This window comes from Erwinia sp. CGal63, from assembly GCF_037026505.1.
GTDB lineage: Bacteria > Pseudomonadota > Gammaproteobacteria > Enterobacterales > Enterobacteriaceae > Erwinia.
The window spans coordinates 114,535-131,059 of record NZ_JAKUMN010000009.1; the positions used below are offsets into that span (position 1 = coordinate 114,535).

The 16,525-nt window shown below is 53.4% G+C and carries 15 protein-coding genes; 8 read left to right on the forward strand and 7 right to left on the reverse strand.

All coding sequences use genetic code 11. The features are described from left to right. Window positions 1-196 precede the first annotated feature (196 nt). The 5 genes from glnA to fabF all read left to right on the forward strand — a co-directional run bounded on the left by glnA (window position 197) and on the right by fabF (window position 6,093). Window positions 197-1,606: a glutamate--ammonia ligase gene (gene glnA / locus MKZ79_RS20615; RefSeq protein WP_336144489.1), complete on the forward strand. Its 1,410-nt coding sequence runs from the start codon at window positions 197-199 to the stop codon at window positions 1,604-1,606. A gap of 217 nt (window positions 1,607-1,823) precedes the next feature. Further along, window positions 1,824-2,873, forward strand: coding sequence for a nitrogen regulation protein NR(II) (glnL, locus tag MKZ79_RS20620; RefSeq protein WP_336144490.1), 1,050 nt, complete (start codon window positions 1,824-1,826; stop codon window positions 2,871-2,873). 7 nt (window positions 2,874-2,880) lie between these two features. Further along, window positions 2,881-4,290: a nitrogen regulation protein NR(I) gene (glnG, locus tag MKZ79_RS20625; protein WP_336144491.1), complete on the forward strand. Its 1,410-nt coding sequence runs from the start codon at window positions 2,881-2,883 to the stop codon at window positions 4,288-4,290. Between the two features lie 108 nt (window positions 4,291-4,398). After that, window positions 4,399-4,515 carry a YshB family small membrane protein gene (locus MKZ79_RS20630; RefSeq protein WP_336144492.1) on the forward strand — a complete coding sequence of 39 codons (117 nt, stop codon included), beginning with the start codon at window positions 4,399-4,401 and terminating at the stop codon, window positions 4,513-4,515. A gap of 297 nt (window positions 4,516-4,812) precedes the next feature. Beyond that, window positions 4,813-6,093, forward strand: coding sequence for a beta-ketoacyl-ACP synthase II (fabF, locus tag MKZ79_RS20635; RefSeq protein ID WP_336144493.1), 1,281 nt, complete (start codon window positions 4,813-4,815; stop codon window positions 6,091-6,093). An 89-nt stretch (window positions 6,094-6,182) separates the two neighbouring features. On the opposite strand, the gene hemN is transcribed toward fabF, so the two are convergent. Both hemN and yihI read right to left on the reverse strand, forming a co-directional pair. Beyond that, window positions 6,183-7,553 carry an oxygen-independent coproporphyrinogen III oxidase gene (gene hemN / locus MKZ79_RS20640; RefSeq protein ID WP_336144507.1) on the reverse strand — a complete coding sequence of 457 codons (1,371 nt, stop codon included), beginning with the start codon at window positions 7,551-7,553 and terminating at the stop codon, window positions 6,183-6,185. A 226-nt stretch (window positions 7,554-7,779) separates the two neighbouring features. Beyond that, entirely contained in the window at window positions 7,780-8,304 is a 525-nt protein-coding gene (yihI, locus tag MKZ79_RS20645; protein ID WP_336144494.1) for a Der GTPase-activating protein YihI, read from the reverse strand. Between the two features lie 555 nt (window positions 8,305-8,859). On the opposite strand from yihI, the gene yihA reads away from it, so the two are divergent. Beyond that, window positions 8,860-9,495, forward strand: coding sequence for a ribosome biogenesis GTP-binding protein YihA/YsxC (yihA, locus tag MKZ79_RS20650; RefSeq protein ID WP_336144495.1), 636 nt, complete (start codon window positions 8,860-8,862; stop codon window positions 9,493-9,495). Window positions 9,496-9,552: 57 nt separating this feature from the next. On the opposite strand, the gene MKZ79_RS21295 is transcribed toward yihA, so the two are convergent. From MKZ79_RS21295 to MKZ79_RS20670, 5 genes are all read right to left on the reverse strand, one after another. Then, complete coding sequence (locus MKZ79_RS21295; RefSeq protein WP_441316268.1) at window positions 9,553-9,600, reverse strand: hypothetical protein; 48 nt, start codon at window positions 9,598-9,600, stop codon at window positions 9,553-9,555. Window positions 9,601-9,874: 274 nt separating this feature from the next. Further along, window positions 9,875-12,667 carry a DNA polymerase I gene (gene polA / locus MKZ79_RS20655; RefSeq protein ID WP_336144496.1) on the reverse strand — a complete coding sequence of 931 codons (2,793 nt, stop codon included), beginning with the start codon at window positions 12,665-12,667 and terminating at the stop codon, window positions 9,875-9,877. 410 nt (window positions 12,668-13,077) lie between these two features. Next, window positions 13,078-13,707 carry a thiol:disulfide interchange protein DsbA gene (gene dsbA, locus MKZ79_RS20660; protein WP_336144497.1) on the reverse strand — a complete coding sequence of 210 codons (630 nt, stop codon included), beginning with the start codon at window positions 13,705-13,707 and terminating at the stop codon, window positions 13,078-13,080. Window positions 13,708-13,756: 49 nt separating this feature from the next. After that, a complete protein-coding gene (locus MKZ79_RS20665) occupies window positions 13,757-14,749 on the reverse strand; it encodes a serine/threonine protein kinase (RefSeq protein ID WP_336144508.1) in 993 nt (330 codons plus the stop codon). 74 nt (window positions 14,750-14,823) lie between these two features. Beyond that, entirely contained in the window at window positions 14,824-15,093 is a 270-nt protein-coding gene (locus tag MKZ79_RS20670; protein ID WP_336144498.1) for a YihD family protein, read from the reverse strand. A 68-nt stretch (window positions 15,094-15,161) separates the two neighbouring features. Between MKZ79_RS20670 and mobA the strand changes: the two genes are divergently transcribed. Continuing rightward, window positions 15,162-15,746, forward strand: coding sequence for a molybdenum cofactor guanylyltransferase MobA (mobA, locus tag MKZ79_RS20675; RefSeq protein ID WP_336144499.1), 585 nt, complete (start codon window positions 15,162-15,164; stop codon window positions 15,744-15,746). Between the two features lie 5 nt (window positions 15,747-15,751). Further along, the gene (mobB, locus tag MKZ79_RS20680) at window positions 15,752-16,264 is read left to right on the forward strand and encodes a molybdopterin-guanine dinucleotide biosynthesis protein MobB (protein WP_336144500.1); all 513 of its coding nucleotides are present in this window, start codon (window positions 15,752-15,754) and stop codon (window positions 16,262-16,264) included. The last annotated feature ends 261 nt before the right edge of the window (window positions 16,265-16,525 follow it).

Consider the following 16,525-nt stretch of genomic DNA (forward strand, 5'->3'; position numbering starts at 1 on the left):
AGAGGGCGCATCATAGCGCTTTTTCCGCCAATTAAGAAAGTTGGCATAGTTTTCGCTTTAATTCCCTTAAGCGAAAAACGCCCGTTTCCACAACGGTAGCTTGTCAGAGAACGTAATTATCGGTCGGCTGGGCGAACCAGGCAACCCGCGAAAGTTCTCTAACTGACGACCATGACAAAATCCAGGAGAGTTAAGTATGTCCGCTGAACACGTTCTGTCGATGATGAACGAGCATGAAGTCAAATTTGTTGACCTGCGCTTCACAGACACCAAAGGTAAAGAGCAGCACGTTACCATTCCTGCTCACCAGGTTAACGCCGACTTCTTCGAAGAAGGCAAAATGTTTGACGGCTCCTCTATCGGCGGCTGGAAAGGCATTAACGAATCAGACATGGTGCTGATGCCTGACGCGACTACCGCGGTTCTGGATCCGTTTTTCGAAGACTCTACGCTGATTATCCGCTGCGACATCCTGGAGCCAGGCACCATGCAGGGCTACGATCGCGACCCACGCTCTATCGCCAAGCGCGCGGAAGATTTCCTGCGCTCTTCCGGCATCGCGGATACCGTGCTGTTTGGGCCAGAGCCAGAGTTCTTCCTGTTTGACGACGTGCGTTTCGGCGCGACGACTTCCGGCTCTCACGTTGCTATCGACGATATCGAAGCGGCATGGAACACCGGCAAAGAATACGAAGGCGGCAACAAAGGCCACCGTCCGGGCCTGAAAGGCGGCTACTTCCCGGTTCCACCGGTCGATTCCTCTCAGGATATCCGTTCCGCCATGTGCCTGACCATGGAACAGATGGGCCTGGTTGTTGAAGCTCATCACCACGAAGTGGCGACAGCAGGTCAGAACGAAGTGGCTACCCGCTTCAACACCATGACCAAGAAAGCGGACGAAATTCAGATCTATAAATACGTTGTGCACAACGTGGCGCACGCTTTCGGTAAAACCGCGACCTTTATGCCAAAACCCATTTTCGGCGATAACGGTTCCGGTATGCACTGCCATATGTCTCTGTCCAAAGGCGGCACCAACCTGTTCGCTGGCGACAAATACGGCGGCCTGTCTGAAACTGCCCTGTTCTACATCGGCGGCGTTATCAAGCACGCGAAAGCGATCAACGCCCTGTCTAACCCAACGACCAACTCCTACAAGCGTCTGGTTCCGGGTTACGAAGCGCCGGTAATGCTGGCTTATTCCGCACGTAACCGCTCCGCTTCTATCCGTATCCCGGTTGTCGCCAGCCCGAAAGCGCGCCGTATCGAAGCTCGCTTCCCGGATCCAGCGGCCAACCCGTACCTGTGCTTCGCTGCGCTGCTGATGGCTGGCCTGGACGGCATCATCAACAAAATCCATCCTGGCGACGCGATGGACAAAAACCTGTACGACCTGCCGCCGGAAGAAGAAGCTGAGATTCCAAAAGTAGCTGGCTCGCTGGAAGAGGCGCTGAACGCGCTGAACGAAGATCGTGAGTTCCTGACTCGCGGTGGCGTGTTCACCGACGACACCATCGATGCTTATATCGAACTGCGCAAAGCCGAAATGGACCGCGTGCGCATGACGCCGCATCCGGTAGAGTTCGAACTCTACTACAGCGTTTAATTTCTGAATCCGGCGTATTTCGTCGCGTCAGAGCAACGCCCGAAGCGATTCGGGCGCTTACAGAAGCCGCCGCGTAACAAACGCCGGAGATTTTGTTGCCGTGGAAACTTTCAGCCCATCTCCGGATGGGCTTTTTTCACCGCGTAACAAGGTTCAGGAAGACGAATTTCGGGTTCCATGACTATAATGCACCAAAACGGTGCAGGAGAACGCTGTTATGGCAACAGGCACGCGGCCCGATGCCGGGCAGATCCTCAACTCCCTGATTAACAGTATCTTGCTGGTCGACGGCGAACTGGTGGTGCACTACGCCAATCCCGCCGCGCAGCAGCTGCTGGCGCAAAGTTCCCGCAAGCTTTTCGGCACGCCGCTGCCAGATTTGATGGGCTATTTTTCCCTCAATATCGAGGTGATGCGCGAGAGCCTGAAAGCCGGCCAGGGTTTTACCGACAGCGAGGTTACGCTGGTTGTGGACAGCCGGGCGCACATTATGTCGCTAACGGCGCAGCTGCTGCCGGACGGCTTAATCTTGTTGGAAATGGCGCCGATGGATAATCAGCGTCGCCTCAGTCAGGAACAGATTCAGCATGCGCAACAGGTGGCCGCGCGCGATCTGGTGCGCGGGCTGGCGCACGAAATAAAAAACCCGCTTGGCGGCCTACGCGGCGCAGCGCAGCTATTGGCTAAAGCGCTGCCCGATCCCGCCTTAACGGAATACACCAAAGTTATTATCGAGCAGGCCGACCGTCTGCGTAATCTGGTGGATCGCCTGCTTGGCCCGCAGCAGCCCGGGATGCACGTGACGCAAAGCATTCATCAGGTCGCCGAGCGCGTGGTCAACCTGGTTTCAATGGAACTGCCGGACAATGTCAAACTGATCAGGGATTACGATCCCAGCCTGCCGGAGCTGCCGCACGATCCTGACCAAATCGAGCAGGTGCTGCTGAACGTCGTGCGCAACGCCTTACAGGCACTGGGAGAGAAAGGCGGCGAAATTACGCTGCGCACCCGTACAGCATTTCAGCTGACGCTGCACGGCGTCCGCTATCGGCTGGTCGCCCGTATCGATATCGAAGATAACGGCCCCGGCATTCCAGCCCAGCTCCAGGATACGCTGTTTTACCCAATGGTGAGCGGGCGTGAAGGCGGCACCGGCTTAGGCCTGTCGATCGCCCGCAGCCTGATCGATCAGCATTCGGGAAAAATAGAATTCAACAGCTGGCCTGGCCACACCGAATTTTCCGTTTATTTACCTATTCGCCAGTGAGGTTTCTATGCAACGAGGGATAGTCTGGATCGTCGATGACGATAGCTCCATCCGCTGGGTGCTTGAACGCGCGCTCACTGGAGCCGGTTTAAGCTGCGCCACTTTTGACAGCGCGAGCGAGGTGCTGGACGCCCTTGCCACCAAAACCCCGGACGTTTTGCTTTCCGATATTCGTATGCCCGGCATGGATGGACTGGCGCTACTGAAACAGATTAAGCAGCGTCATCCGATGCTGCCGGTGATTATTATGACCGCGCATTCCGATCTAGATGCCGCCGTCAGCGCCTATCAACAGGGCGCGTTCGACTATCTGCCTAAGCCTTTCGATATTGACGAGGCCGTGGCGCTGGTAGAGCGCGCAATCAGCCACTATCAGGAACAGCAGCAGCCGCGCAATCAGCCGGTAAGCGGCCCAACCACCGATATTATCGGCGAAGCGCCGGCGATGCAGGATGTTTTCCGCATTATTGGTCGCCTTTCGCGCTCGTCGATCAGCGTCCTGATCAATGGCGAATCGGGTACGGGTAAAGAGCTGGTGGCGCACGCGCTGCATCGTCACAGCCCGCGGGCGAAGGCGCCTTTTATCGCGCTGAATATGGCGGCGATACCGAAAGATCTGATCGAATCAGAGCTTTTTGGCCACGAGAAAGGCGCGTTCACCGGCGCCAATCAGATTCGTCAGGGACGCTTTGAACAGGCGGACGGCGGTACGCTGTTTCTGGATGAAATCGGCGATATGCCGCTGGATGTGCAGACGCGCTTACTGCGCGTGCTGGCCGACGGGCAGTTTTATCGCGTTGGCGGTTATGCGCCGGTTAAAGTGGACGTCAGGATTATCGCCGCCACGCACCAGAATCTTGAGCTGCGGGTACAGGAAGGCAAATTCCGCGAGGATCTGTTCCATCGCCTGAACGTTATCCGCGTGCATCTGCCGCCGCTGCGCGAGCGCCGTGAGGATATTCCTCGCCTGGCTCGCTATTTTTTACAGGTCGCGGCTCGCGAACTGGGCGTAGAGGCGAAGATCCTGCATCCCGAAACCGAAACGGCGCTGACACGTCTGCACTGGTCGGGCAACGTGCGCCAGCTGGAGAATACCTGTCGCTGGCTGACAGTGATGGCTGCCGGTCAGGAAGTCCTGATTCAGGATCTGCCGCCGGAGCTGTTTGAAACCGCGACGCCGGAAAGCCCGACGCAGTCGCTGCCCGACAGCTGGGCGACGCTGCTGGCGCAGTGGGCCGATCGCGCGCTGCGTTCCGGTCATCAAAACCTGCTTTCGGAAGCGCAGCCGGAAATGGAACGTACGCTGCTGACCACTGCTTTACGCCATACGCAGGGTCACAAGCAGGAAGCGGCGCGTCTGCTGGGCTGGGGACGAAACACGCTGACCCGCAAGCTGAAAGAATTGGGCATGGAGTAAATCGGAAATCGCATAAAAAAACGTCAATAAGCGTAATTTCTGTGCGATTCCGTCTTTACATAAAGATGCCAGTCAGTATCATTCTGAACCGTTATGGGGAGGAAGATCATGCTGGAATCGTTAATCCATCTTGTGACGCAATATGTACAAACGGGGGCGGCGCATCCTCCGCAAACGGCTATCGCAGCCGTACTATGTGCCGTGATGCTGAATCTTGTTAACTGATGCTGAAACAGGCCAAAGTTAGCTGCGTTTAAACCGGAAACCTGACAGTTTCCGGTTTTTTTACGCCTCTTATCAGCCTTCTGACCGCTCCCTTTTATCAAAAGTTTGTCTGGCCAGGCTCTTAGCCATCCTTTTTAGTGGCATTTGCTGCAGAAAAGCGCTCGGGTAAATTAATAAACTAAATTTAACTTAAAACGCACAAAACAACTCTGAAGAAGATCAACACATTAATTAATATGGCATTTTTTGAGCGAACACGTGTACACTGAAATCACCATTATAAAGGAAGGCTTATCTATGAGTAATTTTGCTTCAAAGCGTGTGGTGGTAACAGGTACTGGTCTGGTGTCTCCTTTAGGCGCAACGACAAACCTATCGTGGGAAAGATTAATCAGGGGTGAATCAGGCATTCGGGCACTGCTTCCTGAAATGTATGGCGATACGCCCGTTAAGATTGGCGGCCGTGTGCCCAACATCGAAGAGGATGCGGAAGGCGGTCTGGATCTGGATAAATTTATTCCGCTTAAAGAGCAGAAGAAAGGCGACAGGTTTATTCATCTTGCTCTGGTTGCCGCAGAAGAAGCGCTGCAACAGGCTGGCTTGTTGACGTTGTCGGAAGAAGAAAAGCTGAATGTGGCTACTATTATCGCCACGGGCATCGGCGGCTTTCATGCCATCACCAACGCAGTGAATACCGTATCGGAGAAGGGAAGCAAGAGAATGTCTCCTTTTACCGTCCCCTCATTTATTGCGAACCTGGCAGCGGCGCAGGTTTCGATTAAATATGGCTTCAAGGGAATTTCAGGTACGCCTGTTTCTGCGTGTGCGGCCAGCGTGCAGGCAATTGGCGATGGATTTAAAACTATAATGACGGAAGATGTGGATATTGCCGTGGTCGGTGGAAGCGAATCCTGCATCAATGCCGTATCGCTTGGCGGTTTTAATGCTGCGAGAGCATTAACGATCGGGTTCAATGACGCGCCGGAAAAAGCCTCACGCCCCTTTGACGCCCAGCGCAGCGGATTTGTGATGAGCGAGGGCGCAGGCGTTCTCGTTCTGGAAGAGCTGGAACATGCCAAACGTCGGGGAGCGACCATTCTGGCTGAAGTTAAAGGTTATGGTACAACCTCGGATGCCTGGCACATTACTGCTGGCCCGGAGGATGGCGAAGGCGCAGCAAGAGCCATGTCTGGCGCCCTGAAGAAAGCAGAAATGCGCCCCGAAGAGATTGACTATATCAACGCCCATTCCACTTCCACGCCGGTCGGTGATAAAGCGGAAATCTTTGCGCTTAAAACCGTTTTTGGCGACAACAGGCCGTTTATCTCTTCCACTAAATCCGCTACCGGACATATGCTGGGCGCCGCCGGCGCTGCGGGCGCGATTTTCTCCATTAAGGCGCTGAACGAAAGCCTGGTTCCCGCATCGTTAAATATTGAAGAAGTTGATGAAGACGCGCAGACGCTGAATATTGTTAAAGAGGGCGCTAAAAAAGCAGCGTTATCCACAGCCATGGTTAACGGTTTTGGCTTTGGCGGCGTTAACGCCTCTGTGATTTTCAGTAAATATCAGGATTGATTTTGCTGCAAAAGGAGCCCGTTTGCTGGTACAGAAAACTGCACAAGGCGGCTGTTTAAAAACGGCCGCCGCCGAGCCACTACAAGTTTTTAGATTACTCGAGAAAACTGCTGCCTGCGCGCCTGCTGGCGCAGATAGCTGTCAAAGCACATGCAGATATTACGCACCAGCAAACGTCCTTTAGCGGTGACCTGAAGGCCCTTCTCATTGCGTTCCACCAGCCCATCGGCGATTAGCGGCGCCAGCAGCGCCAGATCCTCGGCAAAATAGTCGGTGAAGCCGCCGTGCATCGGCTGGAAATCAGCAAAATCCAGCGAGAAGTTGCACATCAGTGTTTTAATAATCTCACGGCGCAGGATATCGTCATGCGACAGCTCTACGCCGCGCCACAGCGCTATGCCCTGCGCCTCGACAGCGGCAGACCAGCTTTTCAGCTCTTTTTGGTTTTGCGCATAGCTGTCACCGATAATGCTGATCGCGGAAACGCCCAGCCCCAGCAGATCGTTCTCTCCCTGCGTGGTATATCCCTGGAAGTTACGGTGCAGCTTGCCTTCGCGCTGGGCGATAGCGAGTTCATCTTCCGGCCTGGCGAAATGATCCATACCGATAAACTGGTAGCCTGCCGCCATCAGCGTAGCAATCGTCTGTTGCAGGATGGTCAGCTTTTGCCGGGAATCGGGCAATTCGGCTTCTTTGATTTTTCGCTGCGCGGCGAAGTGTCCGGGCATATGCGCATAGTTAAAGACGCTAAGACGATCCGGGTTCAGCGCGATAACCTTTTGTAAGGTAAAGGCGAAACTTTCCGGCGTCTGTTTCGGCAGACCATAAATCAGATCGAGATTTATCGAGCGGAAACCAACCTGCCTGGCCCGTTCAACAAGCGCGACGATAACCTGCTCATCCTGCACGCGATTAACTTTTTCCTGCACCTCTTTATTAAAGTCCTGTACACCCATACTCAGCCGGGTAAAGCCACAGGCGTAAAGATGATCGATGACTTCCGGTTCAATCTCGCGCGGATCGATCTCAATAGAGAGTTCGGCCTTGTCGCTGAAGGTAAAGTGTTGCTGCAGCAGCGCTGTTAATCTGGAAATTTGCGCCTTATTGAGAAAGGTAGGCGTGCCGCCGCCCCAGTGCATCTGCGTAACGATGCGATTAGCGAAAAGCCTGCCGCGTGCTTCAATCTCTTTCGCCAGCGTTTGTAGATAGTCATCAGCTTTGTGCTGATGGCGAGTGACTACTTTGTTGCAGCCGCAGAAATAGCAAAGGCGATGGCAGAAAGGAATATGGATATAGAGTGACAGCGGGCGGTCGGGCGCGCGCTGGCTGGCGCGAATAAAGTCGGCTTCGCTATAGTTTTCGCTGAACTCCAGCGCAGTGGGGTAAGAAGTGTAACGGGGGCCAGAGATGTTATATTTTTGCAGCAGGACGGGATCCCACTCAATTGTCTGCGTCACGATATTCTCTCCTGCGTTGGCGCCCGGTTAACGACCCACGGGGCGGCGAGGCCGTTCTGCGCAGCCGTAGTTTCAGCCGGGACAGACGCCGTAGTTTAACCAACATCCAGAGCAGAGAGCAGAGCAGAATCAGCAGGTAAATTGATCCAGGCCAAATCATTAAGAGATACCGGATGCAGAGACGGCGCCCGTCGGCGCCGTTCTGGAAAGTGAGTCCGAAAAGCGCCGTTTAGTTGCCGCCCTTAAGCAGACGATACATATCTTCTTCGGCTTCTTCATCTTCCACATCGTCATCCAGCGCGATGCCAAGCTGTTCCATCAGCACATCGATGCGGTCGAGCGTCTGATCCAGCCACGCCTGATCTTCCGCTTTCAGCGTTTCGCCGTTTTCCAGTCGATCCAGCAGCGTATCCAGTCGCTCGTCGTTTTCCAGTTTCGCCAGCTCTTCTTCAGGCGTCAGACGCGGCTTTTTCTCTTCGGCCTTTTTAGCCGGCTTCGCTTTTTTTTCTGGCTGTGCGACCGCAGCAGCGCCAAGCGCTATCGGTTTTTTACTGCCGATACGCGGATCTTTCTCTTTAGCGCTTTCGCCGCCTTTCCTTGCCGCAGTAACAGGATTGGCACGGCTGCCGGAGGCGTTGCCGCGATGCTTTTTATCGCGTTTGCGATCGCGCGCTTCCGTGTTGATTTCATCGCGCGTTTTACGCTTCGCTTTTGCCGCCGGTTTTTTCTGCGATTCGCGTACAGGTTGCTTCATGGTTTCTGCTCTCAGACTGTTTATCTTCAGTATAGAATTGCGGCGGAATCTAGCAGAAAGCAGACAAAGAAAAAAGGCGCCAGGTCACCCTGTCGCCTTTTTTCGCACCTTCCGCAGAAGGACTGACTATGTCAGCATCCTTTTTGGCATCCAACTTCCCGGTTTTCCCTTGCCATGCCGTCCTTCATGGACGCAGTCCTTTCCCTTCAGATGAGTCTTCCCCGACACTTTTCCTTCCCTGCTCTGCACCATCCTGGCAACCCCTGAGCGCTTCATCCTGAAGTAAGCCGTCCTGGCTCTGACAACAAATGTAGTCGAAATTGAAAAACTCACAAGGTAAGTTCCGAAAAAATTTTATTATTGTCTGGCATTAAAATCTTAAGATTTTGATTTTAAATAATTTAATTTTTAAGGTTAATGCAAAAAAGGTAAAGTTCTTGCAAAAACTATAGCCGATCTCTCACAAAGCCTGAAGCGCATCGCGCGCGGCTGGGCGCTTTTAATCCATACAGGGTATACTCTGCGCAATTGTTCTTATTATCTGGAGTTTCTATTTTGTCTGGCTGGAATTATCAACTTACCCATTTTGTCACCAGCGCGCCCGATATTCGCCACCTTCCAGCCGATACCGGTATCGAAGTCGCGTTTGCAGGGCGTTCTAACGCGGGCAAATCCAGCGCGCTGAACACGCTGACCAATCAGAAAAGCCTGGCCCGAACCAGTAAAACGCCTGGCAGGACGCAGCTGATTAACCTGTTTCAGGTGGCAGAAGGTTATCGCCTGGTGGATTTGCCTGGCTATGGCTATGCGGAAGTGCCGGAAGAGATGAAGCTGAAGTGGCAGCGTTCGCTGGCAGAGTATCTGCAAATGCGCGACTGTCTTAAAGGGCTGGTCGTACTGATGGATATCCGTCATCCGCTGAAAGATTTGGACAGGCAGATGATCGAGTGGGCAGTGCAAAGCGGCATTCAGGTGCTGGTGCTGCTGACCAAAGCGGATAAGCTGGCTTCGGGCGCGCGTAAAGCGCAGCTGAATCTGGTGCGCGAGGCTGCGAAAGGCTTCGTTGGCGACGTGCAGGTCGAAGTTTTCTCTTCGCTGAAGAAAACCGGCGTGGATAAACTGCGCCTGAAGCTGGATAGCTGGTTTAGCGAGATTCCACCAGCGGGCGAAGCGGCACTGCCGGACGCCTGATCCTGAACGACGCGCAATAAAAAACGCCCCAGTCATAACGACTGGGGCGGCTAATATTCAGCCAAATCCGATTACGTGAAGTAAAAGGTTTGAAAGATAGAACATCTTACCTCTGTACCCTACATCCGCAACTCTACATGATTTTTTCGGGCCTCAAAAGTATTTTTTACCCCTTGATTTCATAAAATTCGCTTTTTTATCCAATAGAGTTCACATAAAAACGCTTTTCAGGTAGCCGTTGCGCTAAAAAAATGTTTGAAGGATAACGAGTTAGCCAGCTCGCCGCTTCAGGCTTTTTGGTCTGAAACAGGCGCTGAAAACCGCTCCAGAACGGAGCGAGTCTGCTTCAGCGCCGTGAGCAAATCGCCGGCCGGCGCCGTTAGTGCGCTTCGTCCCAGTTATCCCCGACACCCACATCAACACGCAACGGCACATCCAGCCGCATACTGTTTTCCATCAGCTCGCGGATTTTTACCGTCGCCGCCTCAACCTCTGAGGTTTTAACTTCGAACACCAGTTCATCGTGCACCTGCATGATCATTTTCACATCGGGGTTAGCCTGCGGCGTTAGCCAGCCGTCGACGGCAATCATGGCTTTTTTGATGATATCGGCGGCAGTACCCTGCATCGGCGCGTTGATCGCCGCACGTTCGGCTGCCTTGCGGCGCATCGCGTTGCTGGCTTTGATATCCGGCAGATAGAGGCGTCGACCGTCCAGCGTGGAAACATAGCCCTTTTCGGCAGCCTGCTGACGCGTGCTTTCCATATACTGCAGCACGCCTGGATAGCGCTCAAAATAGAGATCCATATATTTCCTTGCTTCGTTCGCGCCGATATTAAGCTGACGCGAAAGACCGAAGGCGCTCATACCATAAATCAGGCCAAAGTTGATGGCCTTCGCGCTGCGGCGCTGCTCGTTGGTTACTTTGTCCAGCGCCATACCGAACACTTCCGCCGCCGTGGCGCGGTGAATATCTTCTCCGGCGGAGAAGGCGCTCAACAGTCCCTTATCCTGTGAAAGGTGCGCCATAATGCGCAGCTCGATTTGCGAATAGTCCGCCGCCACTATTTGATGGCCTTTAGAGGCGATAAACGCCTGACGAATACGGCGCCCTTCCTCATTGCGTACCGGGATGTTCTGCAGGTTAGGATCGGTGGAAGAGAGACGTCCCGTCGCCGTTACGGCCTGATGGTAAGAAGTATGCACGCGTCCGCTCAGCGGATTAATCATCATCGGTAGCTTGTCGGTATAGGTCGACTTCAGCTTGGACAAACCGCGGTGCTCCAGGATCACTTTTGGCAGCGGATAGTCCAGCGCCAACTCGGCCAGCACCTCTTCGCTGGTGGACGGCGCGCCGCCCGGCGTCTTTTTGGTCGGCTTGATACCCTGTTTCTCAAACAGAATGGTTTGCAGCTGTTTGGTGGACGAGAGGTTGAAAGGTTCGCCCGCCAGTTCGTGCGCTTTCAGCTCCAGTTCCGCCAGGCGCGTGGTCAGCTCCTGCGAATGTTTGGCAAGAATGGCCTGGTCGATCAGTACGCCGTTGCGCTCAATACGTGAAATTACCGTGACCAGCGGCATTTCGATATTTTCGAAAACGGCTTTCGGGCCCTGCTCTTTTTCCAGCTCTGGCCACATCTTAAGATGCAGCTGCAGCGTGACGTCCGCATCTTCCGCAGCGTAGTGCGCCGCCTGCTCAAGCGCAATCTGATTGAACGTCAGCTGCTTTTTGCCCTTGCCAGCGATCTCTTCAAAGGTGACGGTTTTGTGATTCAGCCAGCGTGAAGCCAGCGTATCCATATCGTGACGGCCTACCACGCTGTTCAGGGCGTAGGATTCCAGCATGGTGTCGAATTTTATGCCCTGTAGCTCAATGCCGTAGTTATTGAGTACGCCACGATCGTATTTCAGGTTCTGCCCGACTTTGAACCGCTTTTCATCTTCCAGCAGCGGCTTCAGGCGTTCCAGTACTTCCTTGCGATCGAGCTGGTCGGGCGCGTCCAGATAGTCGTGGGCCACCGGCAGATAAGCAGCCTCGCCCGGCGCGACGGCAAAAGCGATGCCGACAATGTTGGCGCTGAGCGTATCCAGCGAGTCGGTTTCCAGATCGAAAGCGAACAGTTCGCTTTTCTGCAGCTTTTGCAGCCATTCGGCAAAGGTGGCTTCATCGAGAATGGTGACGTAGCCGTCCGCCGAAAGAATGCTGGTCGCTTCCGGCTGCGGCTCGCTTTCCGGCTGCTGGGCCAGGGTTTTCTGCGCGGCCGCGCCGCTTTTTTTGCCCTGCAGCCATTTTCCTTCTTCCAGATCGCTAATCCAGCGTTTGAACTCGTAACGACGGAACAGCGCCAGTAGCTCTTCAACGGCCGGTTCGCTGACGGTCAGCTCTTCGCAGCTCTTTTCAAGCGGCACGTCGGTTTTGATGGTCGCCAGCTGGTAGGAAAGGAGAGCGACTTCTTTGTTCTGCTCCAGTTTAGCCGCCATGGTTTTGGCGCCGCGAAAGGAGAGGTCGGCAACCTTATCCAGGTTCTCGTAGATATCTTTAATGCCGCCAAGCCCCTGTAACAGCGCCTGCGCCGTTTTTTCACCCACGCCAGGCACGCCTGGAATGTTGTCTGAGGAGTCGCCCATCAGCGCCAGAAAATCGATAATCAGCGAGGGCGGAATACCATATTTCTCCACAACTTCATCCGGGCCGAGAATAGCGTTGTTCATGGTATTGATCAGCGTGATATCCGGCGTCACCAGCTGCGCCATATCTTTATCGCCGGTGCTGATAAGTACGGGTATGCCCTTTTTACCGGCTTCCAGCGCCAGCGTGCCGATGACGTCGTCAGCCTCGACGCCTGACACCGCCAGCAGCGGCAGCCCCATCGCCCTGACCATATTATGCAGCGGCTCAATCTGCGCGCGCAGATCGTCCGGCATTGGCGGTCGGTGAGATTTATAGTGTTCAAAAAGCTCATCACGAAACGTCTTGCCTTTGGCATCGAAAACGACCGCAACATGGCTGGGTTTATATTGCAGCAGCAGGCTGCGCAGCATATTCAGCACGCCGTACATGGCTCCGGTAGGATCGCCGGCGCTATTGGTCAGCGGAGGAAACGCATGATATGCGCGATACAGATAGGAAGAGCCGTCTACCAGAATTAGCGGGTTTTCTGCGATTTGTGCCATTGGTGTCACATTCCGGGTTTGATTTCACAATAGGGTAAGGATGCCACAGCTGCACCGAAAAGATGAAATATCTCCGGGCATGACGTCGAAGGGAATAAGCATTTTGCGGCCTGTTTCGCAATCAAATCCTGTGGATAACTTTGTGCGTAAAATTCATAACAGATAAATACATCAGGCGTAATTATAGACTACTCACTGCAAAGTAATTTATTTTCAATGAGTTAATTACAGGATCAAGGCTAATTAGCGCCAGTTTTGAATTTGATTTAATGTGGATATTAATTAGCGGGCAACGATCTTTTGGATCCTGAGATGAAAATGGGATCGGGCAATTTTTTGATCGGGACGGGCTGTTGGAATCGAAACGAAAGGTGCAGCGACAACCAATATTGTCGCTGCATCAAATTATCTTACTTCTGGGTCAGCAGGAATTTTACCACGTTAGCATACTGCTGCGTGTAGTTATCCATAGAGCTGGTATCCAGCCCGCCGTTGTTGACCATATATTTGCCGTTAACAAACATCGCCGGCACGCCACGCAGATCGACATCAACGGCCGCTTTTTCCTGCTGCGCCACCAGTGATTTCACTACGAAGCTGTTCCATGCCGCGTCGTATTCTTCTGGCTTAATGCCTGCCGCCTTAACAAAAGCCTCTTTCAGGCTGGCCGGATCGTTAATGGTCTGCGTTTTCTGAATGCCTTCGAACAGCGGCGCAGTCACCTTGTCTTCCACGCCCAGCGCCATCGCTACGGCCCAGGCCTGAGTAACCACTTTACCCATTTCGCCGCCAAGGAATTCAACGTGATATTTGGTGACTTTCGTCTCCGCAGGCACAGCTTTCTTCACGGCATCGCTAACGTGCCAGACGTGTTCAAACTCGTAGCAGTGCGGGCAGTAGAAAGAAAAGAATTCCAGAACCTGGGGCTCGCCGGTGACAGGTTTCTGTATCGTGATGTATTGCTGACCATCGGTAAACTGGGCAGCCGAGGCGCTAAACGCCAGAAATACCCCAACCAGCGCGAATAAAATCTTTTTCATCTGGAACTCTCTCTCCATAACAGCAAAAGAGGCTGGCCGGAAAAGGCGGTCAGCCCTGGAATGCGGGCGTCAGCTGCAGCGGTGGCTCCTGCAGCAGCCGGGCCTGCTCGTTAAAAATGGCTATCTGTCTGCGCCAAAAATCTTCATCCGTCATCCACGGGAACGCCGCCGGAAATGCGGGATCCTGCCAGCGGCGGACAATCCACGCCAGATAATAAACCATCCTCATGGCGCGTAAAGGCTCAATCAGTGACAATTCGTGTGTGTCGAACTCGCTGAATTCGCTGTAGGCTTCCAGCAGGATATCCCACTGTATGCGCTGTTCGCTGAGGTCGCCGTTAATCAGCATCCACAGATCCTGTACCGCCGGGCCGTTGCGGGCATCATCCAGGTCGACGAACAGTGGGCCATCGCGCCACAGTATATTGCCGGGATGGCAATCGCCATGCAGACGAAGCGGTCGCCACTGAGTATGCCAGCACTTTTGTAAAGTTGTGCTGAGCAACTCGACGCTGGCTAATAAATTATTTTTCAGGCCGGCGGGGATCAGCGTGCTGGATTCGAGCAACTGCCTCGGCTCGTCAATATATTCTTTCAGGCCAAAAGTAGGACGCTCGATAAACGTTTTTTTACGGCCGGTCTGATGAATTCTTCCCAGGAAACGACCGACCCATTCCAGATGATCGTAATTGTCTGTCTCATACTGGCGTCCGCCAAGACTGGGAAAGAGGGTAAACCAGTAGCCATCGCGTTGATGCAGCGTTTGCCCCTGCAGCGCCAGCGGCGCGGCGACAGGCACCTCGTCAGCCAGCAGTTCGGCGGCAAACTGATGCTCTTCTTCAATCTGCTGTGGCGACCAGCGCTGCGGGCGATAGAATTTCACTACATAGCGTTTTTTATCTTCATCAGAAAACTGGTAGACGCGGTTTTCATAGCTGTTCAGCGCGGTCAGGCCTGATTCCACCCGTATGCCTGTCTCCCAGAGCGCATCCAGAATGGTATCGGGATTAAGGTTTTGAAAGGTAAAAGCGGGTTCGGTCATCCGGCGTACTCGTTGATAGTCGTCATGCGCAGAGGATACCATTAATCACCCGTACGCCGGATCAACAGCGGAATTTAATCTTTGATTACGCCGCGCGCCCGAAGCAAGGCCGTTTTAAAATCCTCTTCATAATCTTTTTTCAGGCCGGGGATTTGTTCCGTTTTATCTGTGCCGCGTAATTTAAGATGGTAAATAAGCACATCATCGGTCAGTTCAGTCAGCGGCTGGGTAAAACCCGCTTCGTCAGCCATTTTCTGTAAGAATTGCATTAGGTTCAGATCGGGTTCCTGCCGCCACGCTGGCTGCAGCAGCGAAATTAGCTCGTCAAGACGATGACATTTCATTATCGATTTCCTGTAATAGTTAGGTTCCGCTACGGTAGCAGGGTTAATCCCACAAAAAAAGAGGGTGTATGCTTATGGATTATAGCAAGTCGGGTGAGGCTCTGGTCGCGGGCGTTATCCTTGCTGGCGGGCGCGGCAGCCGCATGGGTGGAGAAGATAAAGGTTTGGTGCAGTACAGGAATAAGCCTCTTTATCTGCACGTTCTGGAACGTTTCCAGCCGCAGGTGAACCATCTCTATATCAGCGCCAATCGCAACCAGACGGTGTACCAGCAAAGCGGCGTGCCGGTTATTACCGATACGCTGCCTGATTTTCCCGGCCCGCTGGCTGGCATGCTTACGGCGCTGCAAACTATTGAAGCTGAGTGGCTGGCGTTTGCTTCCTGCGACACGCCAGATTTACCTGCAGACCTTGTACAGCGCTTATGGCAGCATAAAGCCGAAGCGCCTGCCGTCTGGGCACGTACAGCCGAACGCGATCATCCTACGCTGGCGCTATTGCACCATAGCGTAGCGACGGCGCTCGCCGCTTTTTTAGCGCGAGGAGAACGCAAAGTCATGCTGTTTTTGCAGCAGAGCGGCGGACACGCGGTCATGTTTGATGATGCGGCCGCTTTTAGCAATATTAATCGACCAGACGATCTTGGCAGGTGAAGACGATGAAAGCCCCCTTATTAGCCGTAGCTGCCTTTAGCGGAACAGGCAAAACGACCCTATTGAAAAAGCTGATTCCGACTTTGCGTGATAAGGGGATCCGCTGCGGGCTAATTAAACATACTCATCACGATATGGAGATAGATAAGCCGGGCAAGGATAGCTACGAATTACGCAAAGCCGGAGCAGATCAGGTGTTGGTCGCCAGCCGGCAGCGCTGGGCGCTGATGACAGAAACGCCCTCTCAATCGGAGCCCGATCTGGCTTATCTGGCCAGCCGTATGAATAGAGACGCGCTGGATTTGATTTTGATCGAAGGTTTTAAGGACGAGCCGATAGCGAAAATTATGCTGCACCGGGATGCGGCAGGAAAATCTTTCCCAAAGATGTTGGACAAATACGTGATTGCGTTAGCCAGTGACAAAGCCTGTGAGCTTAATGTCCCTTGCCTGCCGCTTGACGATGTTGAAGGTATTGCAGAGTTTATTGAAGAGTGGTTAAAAACGCAGGAAAGCTGATAAACACAGGCAGAAAAAAAGTTTTTTTGGCTTAACCTTCGCATATTTTCGCAGCGGAATGAAGTCCGGGATCTATTTTTATCCTTATCAGCTTTAAAATCAGGTAGCAATCGGCCCCAGTTCGACTCCTGTTCAGGCTTGTCTCTTGATGCTTCCAGCATACAACCAGCTTTTAAAAGCCTCAAAACGCAAAAAACCCCGACCGTGAGGTCGGGGTTATCGCAATTTGATGCCTGGCAGTTCCCTACTCTCGCATGGGGA

Coding starts and splice junctions, on each gene's coding strand:
- glnA (WP_336144489.1), top strand. CDS start 197: ATGTCCGCTGAACACGTTCTGTCGATGATGAACGAGCATGAAGTCAAA.
- glnL (WP_336144490.1), top strand. CDS start 1,824: ATGGCAACAGGCACGCGGCCCGATGCCGGGCAGATCCTCAACTCCCTG.
- glnG (WP_336144491.1), top strand. CDS start 2,881: ATGCAACGAGGGATAGTCTGGATCGTCGATGACGATAGCTCCATCCGC.
- MKZ79_RS20630 (WP_336144492.1), top strand. CDS start 4,399: ATGCTGGAATCGTTAATCCATCTTGTGACGCAATATGTACAAACGGGG.
- fabF (WP_336144493.1), top strand. CDS start 4,813: ATGAGTAATTTTGCTTCAAAGCGTGTGGTGGTAACAGGTACTGGTCTG.
- yihI (WP_336144494.1), bottom strand. CDS start 8,304: ATGAAGCAACCTGTACGCGAATCGCAGAAAAAACCGGCGGCAAAAGCG.
- polA (WP_336144496.1), bottom strand. CDS start 12,667: ATGGCACAAATCGCAGAAAACCCGCTAATTCTGGTAGACGGCTCTTCC.
- dsbA (WP_336144497.1), bottom strand. CDS start 13,707: ATGAAAAAGATTTTATTCGCGCTGGTTGGGGTATTTCTGGCGTTTAGC.
- MKZ79_RS20665 (WP_336144508.1), bottom strand. CDS start 14,749: ATGACCGAACCCGCTTTTACCTTTCAAAACCTTAATCCCGATACCATT.
- MKZ79_RS20670 (WP_336144498.1), bottom strand. CDS start 15,093: ATGAAATGTCATCGTCTTGACGAGCTAATTTCGCTGCTGCAGCCAGCG.
- mobA (WP_336144499.1), top strand. CDS start 15,162: ATGCTTATGGATTATAGCAAGTCGGGTGAGGCTCTGGTCGCGGGCGTT.
- mobB (WP_336144500.1), top strand. CDS start 15,752: ATGAAAGCCCCCTTATTAGCCGTAGCTGCCTTTAGCGGAACAGGCAAA.